At 73.0% G+C, this 22,476-nt stretch carries 20 protein-coding genes; 7 read left to right on the forward strand and 13 right to left on the reverse strand.

The features are described 5' to 3' along the window. Positions 1-22: 22 nt before the first annotated feature. On the reverse strand, positions 23-3,202 hold the full coding sequence (locus BEK98_RS25280; RefSeq protein ID WP_094218962.1) for a bifunctional cytochrome P450/NADPH--P450 reductase: 3,180 nt from the start codon (positions 3,200-3,202) through the stop codon (positions 23-25). A gap of 189 nt (positions 3,203-3,391) precedes the next feature. Here BEK98_RS25280 and BEK98_RS25285 point away from each other — a divergent pair, with 189 nt between their 5' ends. Together BEK98_RS25285 and BEK98_RS25290 are read left to right on the forward strand one after the other, a co-directional pair. Beyond that, positions 3,392-4,036, forward strand: a complete 645-nt coding sequence (locus BEK98_RS25285) for a PAS domain-containing protein (protein WP_094218963.1) — start codon at positions 3,392-3,394, stop codon at positions 4,034-4,036. Positions 4,037-4,148: 112 nt separating this feature from the next. Further along, positions 4,149-4,643, forward strand: coding sequence for an FBP domain-containing protein (locus BEK98_RS25290; protein WP_094218964.1), 495 nt, complete (start codon positions 4,149-4,151; stop codon positions 4,641-4,643). A gap of 3 nt (positions 4,644-4,646) precedes the next feature. Here BEK98_RS25290 and BEK98_RS25295 read toward each other — a convergent pair whose 3' ends face one another. Next, on the reverse strand, positions 4,647-5,642 hold the full coding sequence (locus BEK98_RS25295) for a quinone oxidoreductase family protein (protein WP_094218965.1): 996 nt from the start codon (positions 5,640-5,642) through the stop codon (positions 4,647-4,649). Between the two features lie 128 nt (positions 5,643-5,770). On the opposite strand from BEK98_RS25295, the gene BEK98_RS25300 reads away from it, so the two are divergent. The 4 genes from BEK98_RS25300 (at position 5,771) to BEK98_RS25315 (ending at position 10,239) form a co-directional block, all read left to right on the forward strand. Then, positions 5,771-6,349 (forward strand): CGNR zinc finger domain-containing protein, encoded by a 579-nt coding sequence (locus tag BEK98_RS25300; protein WP_094218966.1) that lies wholly within the window; start codon positions 5,771-5,773, stop codon positions 6,347-6,349. Positions 6,350-6,544: 195 nt separating this feature from the next. Beyond that, positions 6,545-7,798 carry an FUSC family protein gene (locus BEK98_RS25305; protein WP_208643219.1) on the forward strand — a complete coding sequence of 418 codons (1,254 nt, stop codon included), beginning with the start codon at positions 6,545-6,547 and terminating at the stop codon, positions 7,796-7,798. A 46-nt stretch (positions 7,799-7,844) separates the two neighbouring features. Then, positions 7,845-8,915 carry a hypothetical protein gene (locus BEK98_RS25310; protein WP_094218967.1) on the forward strand — a complete coding sequence of 357 codons (1,071 nt, stop codon included), beginning with the start codon at positions 7,845-7,847 and terminating at the stop codon, positions 8,913-8,915. A 112-nt stretch (positions 8,916-9,027) separates the two neighbouring features. After that, on the forward strand, positions 9,028-10,239 hold the full coding sequence (locus tag BEK98_RS25315) for a lactonase family protein (protein ID WP_208643220.1): 1,212 nt from the start codon (positions 9,028-9,030) through the stop codon (positions 10,237-10,239). Between the two features lie 46 nt (positions 10,240-10,285). On the opposite strand, the gene BEK98_RS25320 is transcribed toward BEK98_RS25315, so the two are convergent. Further along, positions 10,286-11,011, reverse strand: coding sequence for a DUF2470 domain-containing protein (locus tag BEK98_RS25320; protein WP_094218968.1), 726 nt, complete (start codon positions 11,009-11,011; stop codon positions 10,286-10,288). An 82-nt stretch (positions 11,012-11,093) separates the two neighbouring features. After that, positions 11,094-11,699 carry a TetR/AcrR family transcriptional regulator gene (locus BEK98_RS25325; protein WP_094218969.1) on the reverse strand — a complete coding sequence of 202 codons (606 nt, stop codon included), beginning with the start codon at positions 11,697-11,699 and terminating at the stop codon, positions 11,094-11,096. 120 nt (positions 11,700-11,819) lie between these two features. Here BEK98_RS25325 and BEK98_RS25330 point away from each other — a divergent pair, with 120 nt between their 5' ends. Continuing rightward, complete coding sequence (locus BEK98_RS25330; protein WP_094218970.1) at positions 11,820-13,340, forward strand: cytochrome P450; 1,521 nt, start codon at positions 11,820-11,822, stop codon at positions 13,338-13,340. Here the strand turns inward: BEK98_RS25330 and BEK98_RS25335 are convergent. The 9 genes from BEK98_RS25335 to rhaS form a co-directional block, all read right to left on the reverse strand. Next, on the reverse strand, positions 13,302-14,177 hold the full coding sequence (locus tag BEK98_RS25335) for a pentapeptide repeat-containing protein (protein ID WP_094218971.1): 876 nt from the start codon (positions 14,175-14,177) through the stop codon (positions 13,302-13,304). The genes BEK98_RS25330 and BEK98_RS25335 overlap by 39 nt on opposite strands. A gap of 39 nt (positions 14,178-14,216) precedes the next feature. After that, the gene (gene sigJ / locus BEK98_RS25340) at positions 14,217-15,110 is read right to left on the reverse strand and encodes an RNA polymerase sigma factor SigJ (RefSeq protein ID WP_094218972.1); all 894 of its coding nucleotides are present in this window, start codon (positions 15,108-15,110) and stop codon (positions 14,217-14,219) included. 55 nt (positions 15,111-15,165) lie between these two features. After that, on the reverse strand, positions 15,166-15,909 hold the full coding sequence (locus tag BEK98_RS25345) for a PIG-L deacetylase family protein (protein ID WP_094218973.1): 744 nt from the start codon (positions 15,907-15,909) through the stop codon (positions 15,166-15,168). A gap of 42 nt (positions 15,910-15,951) precedes the next feature. Beyond that, positions 15,952-17,088 (reverse strand): diaminopropionate ammonia-lyase, encoded by a 1,137-nt coding sequence (locus BEK98_RS25350; RefSeq protein ID WP_094218974.1) that lies wholly within the window; start codon positions 17,086-17,088, stop codon positions 15,952-15,954. Between the two features lie 10 nt (positions 17,089-17,098). After that, positions 17,099-18,400 carry an alpha/beta fold hydrolase gene (locus BEK98_RS25355; protein ID WP_094218975.1) on the reverse strand — a complete coding sequence of 434 codons (1,302 nt, stop codon included), beginning with the start codon at positions 18,398-18,400 and terminating at the stop codon, positions 17,099-17,101. A gap of 98 nt (positions 18,401-18,498) precedes the next feature. Beyond that, positions 18,499-19,524 (reverse strand): LacI family DNA-binding transcriptional regulator, encoded by a 1,026-nt coding sequence (locus BEK98_RS25360; RefSeq protein WP_094218976.1) that lies wholly within the window; start codon positions 19,522-19,524, stop codon positions 18,499-18,501. Positions 19,525-19,602: 78 nt separating this feature from the next. Beyond that, complete coding sequence (locus BEK98_RS25365) at positions 19,603-21,015, reverse strand: BNR repeat-containing protein (protein WP_094218977.1); 1,413 nt, start codon at positions 21,013-21,015, stop codon at positions 19,603-19,605. Positions 21,016-21,036: 21 nt separating this feature from the next. Further along, positions 21,037-21,357, reverse strand: coding sequence for an L-rhamnose mutarotase (locus BEK98_RS25370; RefSeq protein ID WP_094218978.1), 321 nt, complete (start codon positions 21,355-21,357; stop codon positions 21,037-21,039). A gap of 17 nt (positions 21,358-21,374) precedes the next feature. Then, the gene (gene rhaS, locus BEK98_RS25375) at positions 21,375-22,454 is read right to left on the reverse strand and encodes a rhamnose ABC transporter substrate-binding protein (protein WP_094218979.1); all 1,080 of its coding nucleotides are present in this window, start codon (positions 22,452-22,454) and stop codon (positions 21,375-21,377) included. Positions 22,455-22,476 lie beyond the last annotated feature (22 nt).

Consider the following 22,476-nt stretch of genomic DNA (forward strand, 5'->3'; position numbering starts at 1 on the left):
GTGCGCCCCCTCCCGCGCGGGACTAGCCCGCCGCGTACACGTCCTCCACGTAACGCCCGTCCGCCACGAGCGAGTCGAGCCACCGCCCGGCCGTCGCCTCGTCGGCGCCGGGAGTCCGTTCCCGGTACAGGGTACGGAACGCCTCGCGCACTCCGGGTGCCATCCGGGAGCCGTCGCCGCAGACGTACACCCGGGCTCCGGTGTTCAGCAGCTCCCAGACCTCGTCGGCCTCGGCGGCGATGCGGTGTTGCACGAACAGGGCGCCGTTCTTGGGGGCGGCGCTGAAGGCCGGGCGCAGGGACACGGCTCCGGCCGTCTCGGCGGCGCGGAGTTCACCGGCGTGCAGGAAGTCGGCGTCGGGGGCGTCACAGCCGAAGTAGAGCAGGGCCGGGGGGAGTTCGGTGCCGGCGGCCCGGGCCGCGGTGCGGTCGGCGACGGCTCCGCGGAACGGGGCGAGGCCGGTGCCCGCGGCGACCATCACGATGGGTGCGGTGCCGTCGGTCCGGAAGGCCTCCCGGCACGGCTGGACGCGGGCGTACACGGTGTCGCCGGGCCGCAGGGCGGCGAGGTGCCCGGATCCGGTCCCCCGGTAGCGGCCCTTGCCCGAGCGTGCGGGGGCGTCCAGCACGGAGACCATGAGGTCCGCGTGACGCGGGTCGGCCGCCGGGGAGGAGGAGATGGAGTAGTGGCGCGGGCGCAGCGGGGTCAGCAGGTCGAGGAGGCGCGGCCAGTCCAGGGCCCCGCGCAGGGCGGGGTGGTCCTCGGCGATCTCCACCAGGGTGCGCGGATCGTCGCCGGTCACGGCCGCGAGGGCGGCACGCTCGGGCGGGCAGGGATCGGCCTCGGCGAGCAGGGCGAGCTGCCGTGCGGTCGGACGCTCCTGCAACTCGACATGATGTGTGAGCAGTTGATGTGCCGTCAGCGGACGGTCCACGGCGAGGCCGTCGCGGCGCGGGCGGGTGGCCCGGATGTCCAGGACCGTGTCGAGGTCGACGCCGAGCGCGGCGGCCGCACGCTCCACGAGGCCGGGGGCGTGGGCGGGGAGCACGGTCAGGTGGTCGGCGGTGCGGTAGGTGACGCCGTCGGGCAGGGCGATGCGCAGGAACCGCTTGGTGCGCGGGTGTCCCGGTGCGGTGAGGTCGTACGCCTCGGTGACGGTCATGGGGACCAGCCCGTGCCGCTCGGCCACGGCGTCCAGCGGGCCGCCGGTGACGGTGCGGACCTCGTACGCCGTGGCGGGCTCCTCCTCGGTGCCGGTGACGGCGTCCGGGTCGCCGTACTCCTGGAGGAGGGCGGTGCGCAGCCGGGCGGTGAAGTCGCGGACGGTGCCGGTCAGGTCGCCGGAGGCGTCGGCGGCGGCGCGGTCGGTCAGCCGGGTGGCGCCGAGTTCGGCGAGTCGGGCGTCGATGCGGGTGGGAACGTGCTGGTAGGTGGCGGACCAGTTGCGGTCGCCGACGCCGAGGACGGCGTAGGTCACGCCGGTGAGGTCCGGGGTGCCGTCGAGCCAGGCGGTGAAGGCGGTGGCGTCGTCCGTGGGGCGGCCGTTGTAGGAGGCGGCGGTGATGACGACGGGCCGGTCGGTGGGCAGGCCGTCCGCGTGGTCGTCCAGGGCGGCGACCTCGGTGGCACAGCCGACGGCGGCGGCCTCGTCGGCGAGCTGGGCGGCGAAGGCGCGGCAGGTGCCGTAGTTGCTGCCGTGCAGGAAGAGCGTGCCGGTGCCGGGGCGGACCCGGGCGGGCAGGGTGTCCGGGGCCGGGGTCCGGGCGCCCGCGGTGGCCGCGGTACCGGGCAGCGGGGCGTGGACGCGGTCCGCGGCGGTGCGCGGGGTCAGGGTGAGGGTGAGGCCCTCGGGCTTGAGGGTGAGAGTCTCCTTGACCGTGAGCGCGTAGTCGGCGTGGTCGTGCAACCGGTAGCGGTGGACCAGCATGGCCAGCAGCATGGTCGCCTCGTGCAGCGCGAACTGCCGTCCGATGCAGGCGCGTTCACCGGTGCCGAAGGGCTTGAAGGCGTGCACCGGGCGGGCCGCCTCCGCCTCGGGGGTGAACCGCTCCGGGTCGAACAGCTCCGGGTTGTCGCCCCACACGGGCTGCCGGTGCAGCATCGGGGCGAGCACGGTGACGGCCTGTCCGGCGCGCAGCGGGATCCGGCCGCCGAGCAGGGTGTCCTCGCGGGCGTGCCGGCTGAAGGCGGCGGCCGTCGGCCACAGCCGCAGCGCCTCGTTGAGGACCTGGCGGGTGTAGGTGAGGCGGCCGATGTCGTCGTACGTCGGCTCGGGGTCCGGGGTGTCGCCCCACAGCGCGTCGGCCTCGCGCTGGACGAGCCGGAGCGCGGTCGGGTGCTTGGCCAGGTAGTAGAGGGCGAAGGACATCGCGCCGGAGGTGGTCTCGTGGCCGGCGATCAGGAAGGTGATGACCTGGTTGCGGATGTTGGCCAGGTCCAGGGTGGTGCCGTCGGCCGGGTGGCGGGCGCTGAGCATCAGCCCGAGGAGGTCCTCGGCCGTGCTCTGGTCGGTGCCGGTGCGGGAGGCGATGACGTCGTCCACGACCCCGGCGAGGTAGTCGGCGTCCGCGCGGAAGGCGGCGTCGGCCGCCGTGTGGTCCTGGCCCGGGGTGCGGGCGAGGCGGGTCATGGCCCATTCCAGGCAGCGCACCATGGACTCGACGAAGGGGTGCGGCTCGGCCCGCTCGAAGGAGCCGAAGTCGTAGCCGAATCCGGCCAGGCCGATGGTGTCGAGGGTCATGCGGGTCATGTCGTCGGGGACGTCGACCGGCTGACCGGCGCGGGCGGCCCGGTCCCAGGAGTCGATGAGCCGCTGGGCCACCTTCAGCATCACCGGGTGGTAGGTGCGCATCGAGCCGAGCGCGAAGGCGGGCATGAGGATGTCGTGCGCCTTGGCCCAGTTGGGCTCGTCGTTGTAGGCGGTGAACAGGCCGTCGGCGGTGAAGGCGCGCACGTTCTCCAGCGCGGGCCCGACGTGCTTGGCGAACCGTTCCTCGTCGGCGAGGTCCGCGACCAGGTCGGCGTCGGCGACGAACATGGCGTCGCGCCCGTGCAGCCGGCGCACCAGCACCGGACCGTGGGCACGCATCAGCTGCATGACCTGCTGAATGGGGGTACGGCCGGGCCCGGTGGCGGTGATGTCCACGACGGGGACGCCGGGCAGGGTACCGGCGGTCTCGGGGTGCAGTGCGGTGGGGGGCATGGCGCGACAACTGCCTTTCGCGGTACGGGGAGTACTGCGTTCCAGGGTGGTCGACCGATCGGGGGCGCACGGGCCGCGGCACTACACGATCGTGCAGTCAAAAGTCGGTACGAGGGCTTGCGCGGCGCCCGTGCGTTTGCCGCTGACCTGGCTGTTCGTCTTGGATGGGCAGAACGTCGGGAGGTGCGGATGGACGTGGGCCGGATCGAGGCCGTGGTGTGGCGCAACCGTGCGCTGACCCTCTTCGACCGGGTCTCCGTACCGGTCGCGGTCTGCGATCTGCACGGCCAGGTCAGGCTCGCCAACCCGGCGATGGCCGCGGAGTGCGGTACGACACCGGGGCGGCTGCGGGGCCGGGACGTGCTGGAGCTGTTCCGGCCGCAGGAGGCCACGCAGGTCGACCGGATCGCCGAGGCACTGCGACTGCGGCACCGCTCGCGCTACCAGGTGTCGGTGTGCTGGCGCTCCCCCGGCGGGGCCGAGCGGTACGGCGAGCTGACGGCGGACCCGGTGAGCGACAGCGTGGACGAGACACCGGCCCTGCTGGTGATGCTGCGCGTGCGGGGCGAGCGTACGGCCCACCGCGCACCCGAGCCCCCGCCGGTCACCCCGGTGGAGGGCCAGGTACTGGCGCTCCTGGCCGGGGGCGCCACCACGACCCGGGCCGCCCGCGAACTGGGCCTGAGCAAGGACGGTGTCACCTATCACCTGCGCCGCCTGTCGGCTCGCTGGGGCGCGGCCAACCGCACCGAACTGGTCGCCCGCGCCTACGCGTTGGGGGTGCTCGCACCGGGCGTGTGGCCGCCGGAGGCCAGGGCCGCCGAGGCGGAGTAGGGCGTGACGCCGGCCGCCCGGAAAACCATTCGCCCGCCCTCCCCCTGGCTGCCTAGGCTAGCCAGGAACCTAGACACCCTAGGTTCCTGGCTGCGAACCCGGAAGGCCCACCATGAAGTCCCTCACCGAGCAGGACATCCGCGACTCCTTCGTCAACTGCTCCAAGGGAGAGGCCAAGCGCCTGGCGGTCCCGCGGGACCTCGGTGAACGGCCCTGGGGCGACCTGGACTTCCTCGGCTGGCGGGATCCGGGGGCGCCCGACCGCAGCTATCTGGTCACCGAGCGGGCGAGCCGGCCCGTCGGTGTCGCGCTGCGCTTCCCGGCCTCGCAGCGCGGGTTCCTGCACCGCAGCATGTGCTCGGTGTGCTTGACCACGCATCCCGGCGGCGGGGTGTCGCTGATGACCGCCCGGAAGGCCGGCGCGGCGGGCCGCGAGGGCAACTCGGTCGGGGTGTACATGTGCACGGACCTGGCGTGCTCGCTGTACGTGCGCGGGAAGAAGGTGCCGGAGTCCGGGATGCGGTTCGAGGAGAGCCTGACCCTGGAGGAGCAGATCGCCCGTATGACGGGCAACCTGTCCGCCTTCGTCGACAAGCTGTACGCCTGAGGGTCAGCCACCGACGGTGAGCACGATCTTGCCCCGGTTCTCCCGGCTCTCCAGCCGCTCGTGCGCGGCGCGCGCCTCGGACAGGGGCAGCACGGTCTCGACCGGCACCCGGTAGGCGCCCGCGGCGACCCGTTCGGCCAGCTCGCGCAGGTCGGGGCGCGGGTCCCAGCCGTGGATCTGCAGGTTGGTGAGCTGGAAGCCGAGGATCGCGAGGTTCTTCGGGTAGAAGTCGCGGGTGTCCACGGTGCTCGGCTCCAGGGCGACGTTGGCGAGGGAGACGACCCGGCCGCCGTGCGCCGTCTCGCGCAGGCTCCGCCCGAAGGCCCGTCCGCCCACGGTGTCGAGGACGACCTCGGCGCCGCGCCCGCCGGTGAGCCGCAGCACCTCCTCGACCTCGGCCTCGTCGGCGTGCCGGGAGGTGTCCACGACCTCGGCCGCCCCGAACTGCCCGGCCCACGCGGCCTTTTCAGCCGAACCGGCGAGGGCGATCACCCGAGCGCCGGCCTCGGCGGCGATCTGCACCGCCGCGGTGCCGACACCGCTCGCGGCGGCCTTGACCACGACCGTGTCCCCCTTGGCGACCCTGGCCAGGCGGCGCAGGCAGTACCAGGCGGAGAGCCAGGCCACGGGCAGGGTCGCCGCCTCGATCGGATCCACGCCGTCGGGCAGCACCGTCACACGCGTGGCGGGCACGGCGGCCAACTCGGCGTAGAAGCCGGGTGAGTCGATGCCGTCGAGTGCCATCACCCGCTGGCCGACCTCGAATCCGGTGACCCCCTCCCCCAGCGCCGCGACCGTCCCCGCCGCCTCCGCGCCCGGGATCAGCGGGGGCCGCCCGGCCCGGTGGTAGACACCGGCCCGGACCAGCGCGTCCGCGCGGTTCACCCCCGCGGCCTCGACCCGCACCAGCACCTGCCCGGGTCCGGCCACCGGGTCCGGCACCTCCGCCGGCACCAGCACCTCGGGTCCGCCGAACTCCTCGATCCGCACCGCACGCATCTCGCACCATCCCGACGTCGAAAAGACCGGCGCCATGTGACACCGGTTGAACGGGTTTCACCATGCGACACTGCTTCAAGTGGTGTCAAGACACCTCTTCGATCGGTGTCGCACGTTAAGCTGAGGCCATGACCCAGCCATCCGACCCGGCCCTCACCTTCCCGTTCCTCGGCGGCCGCCCCTGTCTGGACTTCGTCGCCACGCTCGGAAAACGGCACGCCACGCCCCTGGAGCGGCTCCCCGATCCCGGCGCCCTGGGCCGCTGGATCACCGAGGCGGAGCTGGCCTCGGAGGACGGTCCGCTCACGGTCACCGCACGCGACCTGGCCGACGCCCGCGCCCTGCGCGAGGCGGTCTACCGCGTCGTATGGTCGGCGATGGCCGGGCGGGAGTCGGACGCGGTGGACGTGGCCCTGGTCAACGAAGTGGCGGCCCGGCCGGATCTCGCGCCCCAGCTGGGCCCCGGGCGCTGGACGGCGCGCCACCCGGTGCGCGCCGCCCTGGCGACCGTGGCCCGGGACGCCGTCCTGCTGGTCGGCGGCCCGCTGCTGGAGCGCGTCAAGGAGTGCGGGAACCCGGACTGCTCGCTGCTGTTCCTCGACGACTCCCAGGCCCGGCGGCGCCGCTGGTGCTCGATGGAGCGGTGCGGCAACCTCGCGAAGGTCGCCGGCTACCGGTCACGCAACCGGGCCGCCTCGACGCGGTGAAGGGGGATCAGCACGTCATCGGTGCTGAAGCCCGTCTCCTCGACCAGATGGCGGGCCGGGGCGCCCGGCCGGCAGCCCGGGTTTTCCCTTACGTCTTCCCTTGACCAGGGTGATCAATGTAGAAGTCGTTGCGGACAGATCCGGTCCTCGGTCGATCACGTTCGACCCACCTCCGGAACGGGAACAGGGCAAGGGATGCACGACGTACGCAAGTGGAGCGCGCCACTCCTGCGCCTGGTGGGACGCCGCGGAGAACCGGTGGTCGTCCAGACACTGCGGTCGGCCGCCGCTGCGACCGTCGCCTACGTCATCGCGCTGCGCCTGAGCCCCGAGCCGGCCCCGCTGACCGCGCCCCTGACCGCCCTGCTGGTCGTCCAGGTCACCTTCTACGCCACGCTCACCAACGGCATCCGCCGGGTGAACTCGGTGGTGGCCGGAGTGCTGGTCGCCATCGCGTTCAGCCTGCTGGTGGGGCTGACCTGGTGGAGCCTGGCCCTGCTGATCCTGGCCTCGCTGACCGTGGGGCACCTGGTGCGCGTCGACGAGTACGTGGCCGAGGTGGCGATCAGCGCCATGCTGGTGCTCGGGGTCACCACCGTCGGCTTCACCGCCTGGGCGCGGATCGTGGAGACGCTGATCGGCGCGGTCGTCGGCATGGCCTGCAACCTGCTGCTCCCGCCCCCGGTCTGGGTGGGCGAGGCGGGCCAGTCGATCGAGGGGCTGGCGCGCCGGGTGCGGCAGTTGATGCTGCGGATGGGCGAGGAGGCCGCGGGCCGTACCCCCTGGGAGCGGGCGGCCGAGCGGCTGCACGAGGCGCGCCGGCTGGACCACGACATCGTGCAGGTGGACGCGGCGCTACGGCAGGCCGAGGACAGCCTGCGGCTCAACCCGCGCGTCAAGGAGGGCCTGCTGCACCGGGTGGTGCTGCGCACCGGACTGGACACGCTGGAGATCTGCACGGTCGTGCTGCGGGTGCTGGCCCGCTCCTTCACGGACCTGGCGAAGGCCCGCGGCTCCGAGGAGATGTTCCCGCCCCGGGTCGGGGCGACCGTGGAACAGTTGCTGTCCGAGATCGCCGACGCCGTGGTCAGCTTCGCGGTGCTGGTGACCACGCACCTGAGTGAGAACGCAGAATCGGCGGAGGGGCGTCTGACGGCCGAGCTGAGCACGGCGGCCGCCACCCGCGACCGGCTCGCCGAGCTGCTGCGGGAGGAGATCCGCGAGGACTCGACGCACTGGCATCTGATGGGCGCCGTACTGACGGAGGTGAACCGGATCATCGACGAACTCGACACCGAGCACCGCGCCCGCCGCCTGCTGGAGGAGCTGGACCGGGTGTCCCGGGAACACCGGGCCAGGCTGCCGAAGATGAACCGGCTGCGCGAACGCCTCGGCGTCCAGGAGGAGCTGTGGCGGAACCGTACGGGGGTCAGCGGGCGTTCTCGGTGAGGGAGCGCCGGGGCGGGGCCGGCACGGAAGAGCGAGGAGCGGGCCTATGGCCGACACCGGGGTACGCATCGACGGCAACACGTTGCGGTTGCCCGGCGGGGTGGCGGTGCGGTTCATCCGCACGCTGCGGCTGCCGGAGACGGGCACGCATCCGCTGCCGCCGGGGCTCGGGGAGTTCCCGATCCGGCGGGTGTCCGACCATGCCGACCGGGTCCCCGAGGAGTGGCGGGCGCGCGGTGGCGTGATGCTGCCGGTGTACCTGCGCGAGGCGATGTGGCTGAGTTTCGCCGGTACGACGGAGCCGGCCGCCCTCCAGGTCGGCGTGGGCAAGGTGTGCGCCGTCTCCGGCAAGTCGTGGCGTGACCGTCTCTCCCGCGATCCGCAGAACTACGTGGTGCTGCCCCGACAGCCCTGGCTGGACGGCATCAACTCGGGCAAGGGGACGGTACGGCAGTTCGTCGCCGTACCGCTCGGTCTCGGCGCGACCGTGGAGGGGCAGGTCACCGGCGAGGAGGTGTGGGGCGGCGTACAGCTGCAGTCCTTCCCGCTGCGGGAGGACGTCCTGGCGGACTGGCGGCGCCGGGAGCGGGAACGCGAGCGCGAGCGGCGCATGCGGTCGGCCGGGGCGGTCGGTGGCTTCGGCGCACCGATGGCGATGGCCGCGCCCGCCCCCGGCGGGCCGCCCCTGCCGCCCCCCTCGGCGCCGGCCGTCCCCGGCGGGCCCCCGCGGCGCGCGGCGGCCATGGGCCTGGGGGTCGGCGGCTCGATGCGCCAGGAGGTCTACGAGGACGACCGGCCGCTCACGGACTGGTCCGGGGATCCCTCCGGGCGGGTCTTTGTCCACCTGGTCACGCCCCCGGAGTGGCGCCGCATCACGGGCGAGGCGCCGCCGCCGTCACCGGTGGACCGTGCGGCCTACACGAGCGCGGGGCTGCCCTGGTTCGACTACTACGACGAGGATGCCGAGGACCTCGCGCCCGCGGAGACACTGGAGGCCGTCAAGCCGGTCGGCGACTGGCTCGGGGACGACCTGGACCCCTGGCAGCAGCCGTCGCCGGGCCAGGTGACACCGCTGAAGGACACGCCGGGCAAGCCGGTCGAGGACGGGGAGTGGTAGACCCGGGTCGCATTGCACCCTGCGCAACACCGGTTGCCGTTCTTGCCTTCGGTGGTGGATCCACGCCAAGGTGGCTGTCACGAGCGGGGCAACCGATGACCTGAGGTGCGGGATGGACAGGGACGCGCGGGCGACGCGGGGCAGCTGGACCAGGCGCCGGTTCGTCGGAGCGGTGGCGGGCACGGCCGCCGTCGTGGCGGTGCCCTCGCCCGCGGCCCCGCCGGCGGACAGCGCACCGACGGCGGCCGAGCGGCCGGCGCCACGGCCGGCGGCTCAGCCACCCCGGAAGGACCCCCGCCCCCACCCGCTCTACCTCGGCACCTACACCTCCGTCGAAGGCGGCGGCACCGGGATCGGACTGGCCACGTACGACCCGGTGACGGGCCGGATCACCGGCGCGGGAACGCTCACCGGAGTGCCCGACCCGTCGTACCTGGCGCTGAACCCGGACGGCCGCACGCTGTACGCGGTCGACGAGCGCCAGGACGGCGCGGTCACCGCCGTACGCCTCGGCGACCGGCGCGTCCTCGGCAGCCGGAGCACGGGCGGGGCGAGTCCCTGCCATCTGTCGGTCCACCCGGGCGGCCGCTGGCTGCTGAGCGCCAACTACCAGTCGGGCAGCGTCGCCGTGCACCCCATCGACGCCTCGGGCGCCCTCGGCGAGCGCACGGACCTGGTCACGCACACCACTCCGGCGCCCGGCCCGGGCCAACAGGGCCCGCACGCGCACCAGTTCATCACCAGCCCCGACGGCGGCCATGTCCACGCCGTCGACCTCGGCACCGACACCGTCTACACCTACCGCCTCGACCAGGCGAAGGGCACGCTCACCGAGGCGGCCCAGGCACACACCCGGCCGGGCGCGGGCCCGCGGCATCTGACCTTCCATCCGGGCGGCCGGTACGCCTACCTGGCCAACGAGGTGGACGACACGGTCGCCGTCTGCGCCTACGACCCGGCCACCGGGCGCCTGACGATCGGCGACCCGCAGCCCACGGGCTCGGCCGGCGGCACCAACTACCCGGCCCAGATCCTGGTGACCGCGAACGGCTCGTACGCCTTCCTCGCCAACCGCGGCCACAACAGCATCGCGCGGTACGCCGTCGAGGCGGACGGCGCCCGGCTGCGACTGCTCGGCACGGTGCCGGTGGCCGGGGACTTCCCGCGCCAGATCGCCTTCTCACCGGACGGCCGCCTGCTGTTCGCGGCGAACCAGCGCTCCGGCACGGTCAGCGTCTTCCAGGTGGACACGAAGAGCGGCGAACTACGCCTGGCAGGCGAGCCGTTCGCGTCACCTGTCGCGGTCTGCGCGCTGCCGCTCTAGCGCTCGGGAACGGATCAGCGTCTTCCGCGCGGCCGCGCCGTTCGCCTCACCTGTCCCCCTCCGCCCGCTGTCGCTGCAGCGCGCGAGGGCAGACGGCGGCGCTCGCCTGGGCCAGCAGGGCGTGCATGCGCTCGGTGAGCTGCGTGACGTCGTCGGCGGGTGTGTGGAACGTCAGTCGTACGTCGCCGTGGGCGCGGGTGCGTTCGATGCGCAGGGTGAGGCCGTGGCGGTCGACGGCGAGGGGCGTCACGCGGGTCGCGGCGTGCAGGCTCTCGGGCCGTACGAGCCGGGTGAGCCGCTCCACGGCGTCCGGGTGGGCGTCGGCGAGGTGGGTCAGCAGCCGGGCCTCGGCGCCGGCCAGCGGGTCGGGCCGGGCGGCGGCGAACTCGTCGAGGTCGACCAGGACGGCACCGGACGACTGCCGCAGGACCACGCGCGTGGGCCGGAAGAGCAGGCCACCGTCGGCCGGCGCGAACCAGCCGGCCAGCCACAGCCGGGCCCGGATGCGCTGCCGTACCGGGACAGGGGCCACGTCGGCGAACTCCAGCACCGCGGACGGCTCCCCGCGCGGGGCGCACAGTGCGGCCGCGACCAGGGCGCTGTCCTCGGGTACGTCGAGCAGCACCCCGCCGTCCTCGGTCACGGAGTGCGCGCCGACGTACTCCTCGCGGGCACCGTCCGCGGTCACCCCGCACGACCACGCGGCGGCGAGCACCGACCGCGCCCGCTCCGCCGCACCGGGTCCGGCCGCCCAGTCCTGCGTGTCACCCATCCCGAGACCTCCTTAGGTAAGCCTTGCCTAACCTATCGAAGATCGGCGCGCACGCCAACCACGTCCCGTAAAAGACGAGGAGTTACGCGAGGACGCCCAGCAGGGCACGCGCGCACAGATCGCGCACCTGGTCCCGGGTCAGCCCTCCGTCACGCAGCCACTCCAGGCAGACGGCGGTGGTGAAGGCGAGCCAGCCGCGCACGGCGAGCCGCACCTGCGGGGCGCTCTCGAAGACGGGACCGAACTCGGGGTCCGCGGCCAGTGCGGCGAGGATCTGCTGCTCCTGGGCGGCGAGGGCCCGCTGGTAGACACGGCGCACGGCCTGGTCGCCGGCCGCGTCGGCGCGATGGAAGGCGCGGAAGCCGTGGGCGTGGGCCTGGACGTAACCGAGATAGGTGTCGAGGCCGGCGGCGAGCTGCTCGCGCACCGGCACCCCGGGCACGGCCGCCGTCATCCGCAGCATCCGCTCGCTCTCGCGCTCCACGACCGCGGCGAAGAAGTCCCGCTTGGTCGGGAAGTAGTGGTACAGCAGCCCGCGGGAGACTCCGGCGATCTCGGCGACCTGCTCGATCCACACGTCGTCGTAGGGACTCTCCGAGAACAGCCTCGCCCCGACCGACAGCAGCTGCTCACGGCGCTCCTCGGTGCTGAGTCTGCGCCGGGCGCGTTCCCCCTGGTTCGCGGGCATGGCGTCACTTTACTTGACGTCGGTTCAACAAGCGGACCACACTGAAAGACGTTATTGAACTCACGTACAACACGAGCGCACCACAGGTTCGACCATCCGCTGATCAAGGGAGATCGCGTCATGGCGGAGACGAGGCAGACCGGGCTGCCCAAGGGGTTCCGGGGCGCCGAGCAGGGCTGGCCGGAGCTGCACCGCATCCCGCATCCGCCGCGCCGGCTGCCCCTGGCCGGTGATGTGCTGGGCGTCGACCGGCGCCGGCCCGTGCAGGACTCGATGCGCTTCGGGCGGGAGCTGGGCCCGATCTTCCGGCGCCGGGCCTTCGGGAACGAGTTCGTGTTCCTGTGGGGCTCGCGGCTGGTCGCCGATCTCGCCGACGAGTCCCGGTTCGCCAAGCACGTGGGCCTCGGGATCGCCAATCTGCGCCCGGTCGCCGGCGACGGCCTGTTCACGGCGTACAACCATGAGCCGAACTGGCAGCTGGCCCACGACGTCCTCGCGCCCGGCTTCAGCCGGGAGGCCATGGAGGGCTACCACGGCATGATGCTGGGGGTCGCCGCGCGGCTGACCGGCCACTGGGACCGGGAGCTGGCGGCCGGGCGGGCGGTGGACGTGCCCGGCGACATGACCAAGCTGACCCTGGAGACGATCTCGCGCACCGGGTTCGGGCACGACTTCGGCTCCTTCGAGCGGGACCGGCCGCACCCCTTCGTGACGGCGATGGTGGGCACCCTCACCTACGCCCAGCGACTCAACAGCGTGCCCGTACCGCTGGCGCCGCTGCTGCTGCGCGGTGCCGCCCGGCGCAACGCGGCCGACATCGCCTTCCTCGACCGCACGGTCGACGGTGTCGTGGCGGCCCGGCGCCGCTCCGGCGGCGGGGACGGGGACCTGCTGGACCGCATGCTGGACACGGCCCACCCCGAGACCGGCGAGCGGCTGTCGGCGGAGAACGTCCGCAAGCAGGTGATCACGTTCCTGGTGGCGGGCCACGAGACCACCTCGGGCGCGCTCTCCTTCGCCCTGTACTACCTGGCCCGGCACCCGGAGGTCGCCGCGAAGGCCCGCGCCGAGGTGGACCGGGTCTGGGGCGACACCGCGGAACCCGGCTACGACCAGGTCGCCAGGCTGCGCTATGTCCGCCGGGTGCTGGACGAGTCGCTGCGGCTGTGGCCGACCGCGCCCGGCTACGCCCGGGAGGCCCGCGAGGACACGGTGCTGGCCGGGGAGCATCCGATGCGGCGCGGCGCCTGGGCGCTGGTGCTGCTGCCGATGCTGCACCGCGATCCGGAGGTGTGGGGCGAGGACGCCGAGCGGTTCGACCCGGACCGCTTCGACGCCGGCGCCGTACGCGCCCGTCCCCCGCACACCTTCAAGCCGTTCGGGACCGGCGCCCGGGCCTGCATCGGCCGCCAGTTCGCCCTGCACGAGGCGACCCTCGTCCTCGGCCTGCTGCTGCGCCGCTACGAGCTGCGTCCCGACCCGGACTACCGGCTCCGGGTCACCGAGCGACTGACGCTGATGCCGGAGGGCCTGCGGCTGCGCCTGGAGCGCCGCACCGCCCCCGCGCCCGCACCGGTCACGGTCCCGGACGACGGCTCGGGGTCAGCCGGCCGCTGCCCAGTGCACGGGGCGGGTGAGTGACTCCGGGAGTCTGGTGCCGGCGCTGCCCCGGGCCGCGTTCAGCTGTGGCTGGGTGAGGAAGAAGGCCCCGGTGAGGTCCGCGTCGGTCAGGTCGGCGTCGCGCAGGTCGGCGCCGATCATGTCGGCCCCGCGCAGGTCGGCGCCGGTGAGGTCGGCGGCGATGAGGTAGGCGCCGCGCAGGCTGGCACCGCGCAGGTCGGCGCCCCTGAGCCGGGCCCCCATGAGGTCGGCGCCCCGCCGGTCCTTCCCCTTGCCCTTCTTGCCCTTGCTCCCCTTGCTCCCCTTGCCGCCCTTGCTGTCGGCGACACCCGCCCGGGCCAGCTCGCTGGTGCGCAGCAGGAGCACGTTGACCTCCTGCCGGTGGGCGGCCACGTCCAGCGCGGCCAGCTCCTCGGGGGTCTGCCGGGTGAGCCGCTCGGTCTCCTCCAGCGCCCGGCGCAGCTCGGCGTGGACGGGCCGGGCGGCGTCGAGACCCAGTGCCTCGGTCAGGTACCAGAGCAGTTCGTGCAGCTGGCGCACGACCGGGAACACGTCGAACATCCGGCGGGCCTGTTCCTTCGGGCCCGTACGCCAGTCCTGGCCGCCGAAGGTGAGCTGCGAGACCTTCTGGCCCGCGCCGAAGCAGTCGTAGACCGTGCAGCCGGTGAAGCCCTTCTTCCGCAGGTCGGCGTGGATGCCGCAGCGGTGGTCACCCTGGAGGTTGGGGCAGGGCTTGCCCGCGGGCTTGTCGAGGGCGAAGTCCGCGGAGGCGGCGAAGGGCAGGGCGACGCAGCACAGCCCGAAGCACTGGGCGCAGTCGCCGCGCAGGGCGGAGCGGTCGGTTGTCTGATCCGGCATGCTGATAAGCCTACTGACCTGCGGAACTGTCTCCATGCCTCAGGCCTCCGGCACGGACAGGTCCAGCCGGGCGAGCCGGTCGGGGTCGGCGAGGATGTACAGGCCGGTGATCCGTCCGTCGGCGATGGTGAACGCCGTGACCGACAGGGGCTGTCCCTCGGGTGCGGTGACCAGGCCCACCGTGCCGTTGACCAGCACGGGGCGGGCGTACACGGCGAGATGCGAGAACATCGAGGCCTGTTCGGCGACCGTCCGCGCCCCGCGTACGGCCTTGGAGACGGCCGCTCCGCGCACCAGGGCGCCGGCGTCGGCGCGCAGCTCCACGTCCGGGTGGAGCAGGGCGAGGAGCGCCTCGAAGTCGCCGCCGCGCGAAGCGGCCAGCCAGGCGTCCACCACCTGCCGCTGCCGGCCGAGATCGGGGTCGGCCGCCGGGGTGGCGCCCTGCACCCGGCGGCGGGCCCGGCTGGCCAGCTGCCGGGTGGCGGCCGGGGTGCGCTCCACGATCGCGGCGATGTCGTCGAAGGGCACCGCGAACATGTCGTGCAGGACGAACGCCAGCCGCTCGGCCGGCTCCAGCGTCTCCAGGACGACGAGCAGGGCGAGCCCGACCGAGTCCGCCTCCAGCACCTCCGCCTCCGGATCCACCTGGGACAGCGGGCGGACCAGCGGGTCCGGGACGAACGTGTCGTCCATCGGGTCCTCGCGGCGGGCGGTGCGCGAGCGCAGCATGTCCAGGCAGACCCGTCCGACGACCGTGGTCAGCCAGCCGCCGAGGTTCCTGATCTCGTCCGCGTCGGTCCGGCCGAGCCGCAGCCACGCCTCCTGGACCGCGTCCTCCGCCTCGGCGAGCGAGCCGAGCATCCGGTAGGCCACCGCGCGCAGTTGCCCGCGGTGCTCCTCGAAGCGTTCGGCGAGAAGCTCGGTGCCGTTCATGGGGTCCCCGTTCAGTGGTGGTTCGTCGGCCGGGCTGTTGGTTGAAGAGGCCGGGCTATCGGTTGAACAGTTCGAAGGCCACCGCCGGCTTCCCGCCGAAGCGTTCCCCGGTGGCGGTGGTCGTCTCGGTCAGGAAGTCGCGGACGTAGGTCTCGGGGTCCTGGTCGGTCAACGCCTCTATGTAGGTGCGGTGTTCGAGCAGGGAGCGCACCGCGTGCTCCAGGCCTGGTGTCGCCTCCACCGCGTGCGTGGGGCTGCTGGAGCCGGCGACGGCCACCCGGCGGACGCCGTCCCAGGGCTCCAGTCCCTGCTCGGTGAGTTCCGGGAAGATCCAGCGGTTGCCGGCGTCGGCGGCCGCGTCCAGGGTGGCACGGCCCACGGCCACGTGGTCCGGGGTGTTCCAGGTGACACCTCCCCAGGTGTCCCGGTGGTTGAGGGTGATGACGAGTTCGGGGCGGTGGCGGCGGATCGCGGCGGCGATGTCGCGGCGCAGCGCGGGACCGTACTCGATGACGCCGTCCCGGTGGTCGAGGAACTCCACGGAGGTGACGCCGACGACGGCCGCGCTCGCCCGCTGCTCCCGCTCGCGCAGCGGGCCGCAGACAGCGGGGTCGAGGGTGTCGATGCCCGCCTCGCCGCGGCTGGCCAGGACATAGGCGACCTCGCGGCCGGCCGCGGTCCAGGCGGCGACGGCCGCCGAGCACCCGTACTCCAGGTCGTCGGGGTGCGCGACCACGGCGAGGGCACGCTGCCAGTCGTCGGGCAGGGGCTGGAGCTGGGTGATCTTCGGCTCGGTCATGGGCGCAGACTATGCGGCCGTGCCTCTGTCGCAACTCCTTTTTCAGCGTGGCGTTCTCGCAGCTGGTACGGCGGTGGCGTGCGGGTTGGCGGACGTGCCCTCGGTGCTCAGCAGGACGACCAGGGCCGCCGGGCCGAGGCCCAGTGCCGTACGGCGTTCCTCGGCGCCCTCCCCGGTGAGCGCCGCTCGGGAACCGGCCAGGGCGGCGGCCCCGCAGGGGCCCGAGGAGACACCGAGTGCGGCCAGTTCGGCGGCCGCACGGGCACTCTCGGCGTCGGTGACGGCGACCGCGGCGTCCAGGCCCGCCGCCAGGCGGGGCCAGGCGATGCTGGACGGGGTGCCGCAGTTCAGCCCGGCCATGGTGGTCTCGCCGGTGGTGACGCTGACGGGTGCGCCCCGGGTGAGGCTCTCCAGGACGCAGGCCGCGGCCTCCGGCTCGACGGACAGCAGGGCCGGAGCCGGCCCGGACGGACGGCTCCGGTAGTGCGTGACGACGGCCTGGGCCAGGGAACCCACGCCCACCGGGACGGCGACGAGCCCGGGCGACGGGGCTCCGGCGGCGGCCAGTTGCTCGTCGATCTCCCGGCAGAGCGTGGAGTAGCCCTGGACGATCCAGCCGGGGATCCGCTCGTAGCCGGGCCAGGCGGTGTCCTGGACCAGGACCGCGTCCGCGGCGGCGGCCGCCTCGGCCGCCCGGCGCACCGCTTCGTCGTACGGGCCCCGCACCCGGATGACCTCCGCGCCCTCGGCGGCGATGGCCGCCACGGCGTCCGGATGGACCCCCCGGGGAACGATGATCTGCGCCCGTTGGTCGAGCAGCCGCGCCATGCGGGCCACGGCCCGCCCGTGGTTGCCGTCCGTGGCGCTGACCAGCGTGACCGGCCCCGCGCCCGGGGCCTGGGCAGCGCGCTCCGCCAGCACGCGGTGCACCGCCCAGGACGCGCCCAGCGCCTTGAAGGCGGGCAGGCCCAGCCGGGACGACTCGTCCTTGACGAAGACCCGCCCCACCCCCAACTGGGCGGCCAGGTCCGGGAGTTCGGTCAGCGGTGTGGGGGCGTAGCCGGGCAGCGCGGCATGGAAGTCCCGCACCCCGGAAGGGGCCGGCGGGCAGGTCCAGGAGCGGGCGGCCGGCCGGACGAACCACGGCAGAGCCCTCAGGGAAGCAGCGTTCGGGTCCACGGATCCGGCGTCACCCCTCGTCCCGGGTCAGCGCGAGCAGCCGGTCCAGGACCCGGGGCGCTCCGGTGCGCAGGCCGTCGTGCTCGAACTCGTCGGTGACCCAGGTCCGCAGCCCGCGGACGGCACGGGCGGTCTGCAGGGAGTGGGCGGTGTCCACGTACATGTCGTCGTGGTAGATCGCCGCGGCGACCGGGACCTCGTTGGCGGCGAGGCGGGCGGGGTCGTACAGCGGCTGCCAGTCGGTGCGGGCGGCGAGCAGCTCGGCGGTCTCGCGCAGCGGGCGCAGGGCCGGATCGGTGTCGAACATCCAGGGGTGGACCGTCTCGCCCGTGAACAGCACCGGGGCGTCGCCGGCGATCGCCTTGGCCGCGTCGAACTGCGGGAACTCGGCGCGGACGCGCTCGGCGGCCCAGGCGGTGGGGCGGGTGTCCTGACCGTAGATCGCCTCGTGGACGAGCGCGTACAACGGGTGCCCCGCGTACGACAGCAGGCCCTGGACCTCTTCCTGGAAGGCGTCGGAGAGATCGAAGCCGCCGGGGGTGCGCACGAAGGCGTCCTCCAGGAGGAAGTGCAGACCGTGGCTGCCGTCGCTCGTGCCCAGCATCAGGCCCAGGGACTGGAACGCCTCCACGGTGAGGCGGTAGCCGCCCGGCAGCACGACGTCGTGGGTGAGGAGGTGGTCGGCGATACGGCGGACCCGCTCCACGTCCTGGGGGTAACGGGCGTAGTGCGCGGCGACCTTGCGTTCGATGCGCGGGTAGGCGGCCCGGTAGACGTCGTCGGCGTGGGCGTCGAGGGAGGGCAGGCCGCCGGTGATGACGGCGGTGCCGATCCCCTCGGGGGCCAGGGAGAGGTACGACACCGTGCAGAAGCCGCCGAAGCTCTGGCCGAGCACGGTCCAGGGGGCGCCGCCCGTCACCTCGGGGCGGATGGCCTCGCAGTCGCGGACGATGGAGTCGGCGCGGAAGCGGGTGAGGTACCGGGCCTGCTCGGCGGGGCCGCCGCGCAGCGGGAGGGTCTGCCGGGTGGCGGGGGTGGAGCGGCCGGTGCCGCGCTGGTCGAGGAGGAGGACGCGGTGGTCCTTGAGGGCGCGGTCGAGCCAGGCCTGCCGTCCGATGAAACGGTTCGCCCCGAAGCCGGGCCCGCCCTGGAGGTACAGCAGCCAGGGCAGGTCCTGGCCCGCCTTGTCACGCGCGACGGCCTCCCGGGCGTACAGCTCGATGGTCTCGCCGCCGGGGTCGCCGTGGTCGAGGGGCACGGTGAAGTGACGGTCGGTGAGGACGACGCCGGGCTGGCGGTAACTGAGGCTCAACGGGTCTCCCGGGACGGATGGGACGGACGCGTCCCAGTTCAGCACATGGACGGCGGTGAGCCGAGCCCCCGGATCATGGATCGTTACTGAACTTCCGGTCAGCGGGCGGCCAGGCTCGAGCGGCGGACCACCAGCTCCGGCTGGAGCACCACGCGCCGGTGTTCATGGCCGCCGGCGCCGCCCTCGGCCTCGGTCTCCTCCAGCAGCAGCTCGGCGGCGAGGGCACCCATGGTGACGGCGGGCTGCCGTACGGAGGTCAGCGGTACGGCGGCCGCGGCGGCGAACTCGATGTCGTCGTAGCCGACGATCGCGAGGTCGTCGGGGACCACCACGCCGGCCGCGTACATGGCCTGGAGCACGCCGAGCGCGAGCAGGTCGTTGGCGCAGAAGACGGCCGTGGGGCGGTCGGCGAGGCCGAGCAGCCGGGCGCCCGCGTCCCGGCCGGCGGCCACGTCGAGCCGCTCGGTGGGCAGTTCGCGCAGTGCGTCGGGACCGAGCCCGGCCTCGGCGAGGGCGTTCAGGGCGCCGGTGCGGCGGTCGCGGACCTGGTTGAGTCCGGGCGGGCCGCTTACGTAGGCGAGGGAGCGGTGTCCGGCGTCGACCAGGTGCCGGACGGCGAGGGCGCCGCCCGCCACGTCGTCCACGGAGACCGAGCACTCGGTGGTGCCCTCGGCGACCCGGTCGACCAGCACGAAGGGGATGCCGTGCCGGCGGAAGGCCTCGATGTTGCGGCCGGTGGCGTCGGCCGGGGTGAGCAGCACCCCGCGCACCCGCTGCTCGGCGAAGAGGGAGAGGTACTCGGCCTCCTCGGCCGCGTTCTGCGCGCTGTTGCAGACCATCACGCCGACCCCGGCCTCGCGCGCGGCCCGCTCGGCCCCGCGTGCGACGTCGACGAAGAAGGGGTTGCCCATGTCGAGGACGAGCAGGCCCATGATCCGGCTGCGGCCCGCGCGCAGCTGGCGCGCGGACTCGCTGCGGACGTAGCCGAGCCGGTCGATCGCGGACAGGACCCGGGCACGGGTCTCGCTGGCGACGGTGTCCGGGCGGTTGATGACGTTCGACACCGTGCCCACCGACACTCCGGCGGCGCGGGCGACGTCCTTGATACCCACCGACTGGGCCATCGGGCGGGGACCTCCAGGGAAACGAGGGGCGGCGGGAAGGCCTTCACATTACCGTCATCGCCGCCCAGAACAGACCGGTCACGCGGGGAGTGCGAAGTCCACGACATGGAGCGGCGAGGGGGTGGTGCCGCTCGACTTCTCCTGGTACATGAAGGACAGCACGTTGTCCGCCTTCACCCGCGTCTCGTCGATCACGACCTCGCCGAACGCGTTCAGGTCACTGCCGTCGTACAGCAGCGCCCAGTCCGTGTACCCGGAGGACTTCGAGGCGGCGGCGATCCGGCCGTACGGGAAGATCGCGTAGGCGTTGTCGTACCGGTCCAGGACCAGCTTGGTGCGCTGGCTGGAGTTCAGTGCGACGGGGATCTCGGTCTTCTGCCAGGTGCCGGAGGAGTTCTTGCGGAGGTGGAAGGCGCGGCCGTTCGCGGTGCGGTCGCCGACGTAGTTCGTGGTGCACTGGCCGAAGCGGCCGGGTACGTAGCTGATGATCGCGTGCGGCAAGCCGGCCGAGTCGGTGGTCTGGCTCTCCTGGTTCATCAGGGAGTGGTCCGGGTTCAGGGAGTCGACGACCAGTCCGGCGTCGCCGACGGCGACCGTGTCCGAGGTTCCGGTGGTGGCCACGACGGTGCCCGCGTCGTTGCGCCAGGTGCGGCCGCGGTCGGTGGAGTGGACGTAGCCGGTGTCGTGGTTGGTGATACCGCCGCTGTTGCACATCACGGCGGCGTTCTGCTCGCGCCAGGTGAAGAAGGCGTGCAGGCGGCCGTTCACGTCGTAGTCGATGCCGTGCAGGTACATGTTGCGGGCGGTGCTGGAGCCGTGCGAGCTGGTGTAGGTGCCGCTGGAGCTGGTCCACTCCCCCAGCGCCGTCCAGGCCGAGCCGTCGTACTCCGCGAGGGCGTTGCGTCCGTTGCCGGAGATGCCGGCCCGGTAGCTGAGCTGGAGCCTGCCCTCGGGTGTGGCGACGAACTGGGGATACGTGAACTGCGAGGTGAGCGCGAGCCCGTCGAGGGTCGTCTGTACGGCGCCGAAGACGGACGAGGTCCAGGACATGGTCGCGGGGTTGTCGAGGAGTCCGGCGACCGACTTGACGTAGAAGAAGCCGTCGCTGTGCGAGTCCATGTTCAGGTGGAGACGGCCGTCGGTCTTCGAGACGCCCATGGAGATGACGTTGTGCGAGTCGTCGCTCTTGAGCGTGTGGGAGAGGGTGACCGTCGACCAGGTGGCGCCGCCGAGGACCCGGCGGGCGACGACGGCGTTGCGGGTCGAGGTGTACCAGGCGGCGTACTGGTAGCCCTTGTAGGTGAGCAGGCCGTTCTTCTGGAAGGAGTTGTTGTTGACCAGGCCGTCGTAGGAGACGAAGTAGAGGGCCTGGGTGTCCAGTCGGGTGGTGCCCTGCTTGCTGACGGAGGGGCCGGGGTCGGCGGCCCGTGCGATGCCCGGTGTTGCCACGGCGGCCAGTATGGCGGTCGTGAGCACGGTGCGTCGTCTCATGGATGCGGCTCCTGAAGGCGGTCAGGCGAGGTGGAAGACTTCGGTGAGCGGTTGCATGGCCTCGTCGGGCCGGGCGCCGTCCAGCGACTCGAAGAACGGCGCCATCTCCGTCTGCCAACGGGCGTTGATGTCGGTGGCCTCCATGCCGGCCTGGGCGGCGGCGAAGTCCTCGGTCTCCAGGTAGCCGACGAGCAGGCCGTCCTCGCGCAGGAAGAGCGAGTAGTTGTGCCAGCCGGTCGCCCGCAGGGCGTCGAGCATCTCCGGCCACACGGCGGCGTGTCGCTCGCGGTACTCGTCGAGGCGGTCCGCCCGGACCTTCAGCAGGAAGCACACGCGCTGCATCAACAGCCCCTCAGCCACTAGAAGTTGAACTGGTCGATGTTCTTGGCGTCGAACACGGTCGGCTTGCCCAGGTTGATCACGCCGTCCTTGCCGATGGTGTACGTGGTGTCGCCGGCCTTGAAGGTCTCGCCCTCCTTGCCGGTGATCTGCCCGGACACCAGGGCGACGGCGGTGCGGGCGGCGAGGTCGCCGAGCTTGGCCGGGTCCCACAGCTCGAACCCGTCGACGGTGCCGTTCTTGACGTACTTGCGCATGTCGTTGGGGGTGCCGAGGCCGGTCAGCTTGACCTTGCCCTTGTACTTGGAGCCGGACAGGTACTGGGCGGCCGCCTTGATGCCGACGGTGGTCGGGGAGATGATCCCCTTCAGGTTCGGGTGCTCCTGGAGGAGGCCCTGGGTCTGCTGGAAGGACTGCTGGGCGTCGTCGTTGCCGTAGGCGATCTTGACCAGCTTGATGTTCTTGTACTTGGGGTCCTTCAGCTCGTCCTTCATGTAGCCGATCCAGGTGTTCTGGTTCGTCGCGGTCTGCGCGGCGGACAGGACCGCGATCTCGCCCTTGTAGCCGATCTGCTCGGCGAGCAGCTGCACCTCGGTCCGGCCCAGGTCCTCGGCGGACGCCTGCGAGACGAAGGCGTTACGGCAGCCCGGGCTGGTGTCGGAGTCGTAGGTGACGACCTTGATCCCGTTCGACATGGCCTGCTTGAGCGCGGTGCACAGGGCCCCCGGGTCCTGCGCGGACACGGCGATCGCGTTCACCTGCTGCTGGGTGAGGGTGTTGACGTAACTCACCTGACCCGAGGTGTCGGTGGCGCTGCTCGGGCCCACCTCCTTGTACTTCGAGCCCAGCTCGGCGAGAGCCTTCTCGCCGCCCTTGTCGGAGGTGGTGAAGTACGGGTTGTTGACCTGCTTGGGCAGGAAGCCGACGGTCAGCCCCTTCTTGGTGGCCGCGTTCGGATCGGCCTTGCCGGCGGAGGCGGCCGAGGCGTTGTCCGACTTGACGTCGCTCTTGGTGGTACCGCCGCAGGCGGTGAGGGCGAGCGCGAAGGAGGTGGCCGCGGCGAGGGCGGCGCCGGAGCGGCGGAGGGATGACTTGCGCATGGCACGGGGTCCTTTTTACGAG

It is taken from the genome of Streptomyces diastatochromogenes, from assembly GCF_002242805.1.
GTDB classification, from domain to species: domain Bacteria; phylum Actinomycetota; class Actinomycetes; order Streptomycetales; family Streptomycetaceae; genus Streptomyces; species Streptomyces diastatochromogenes.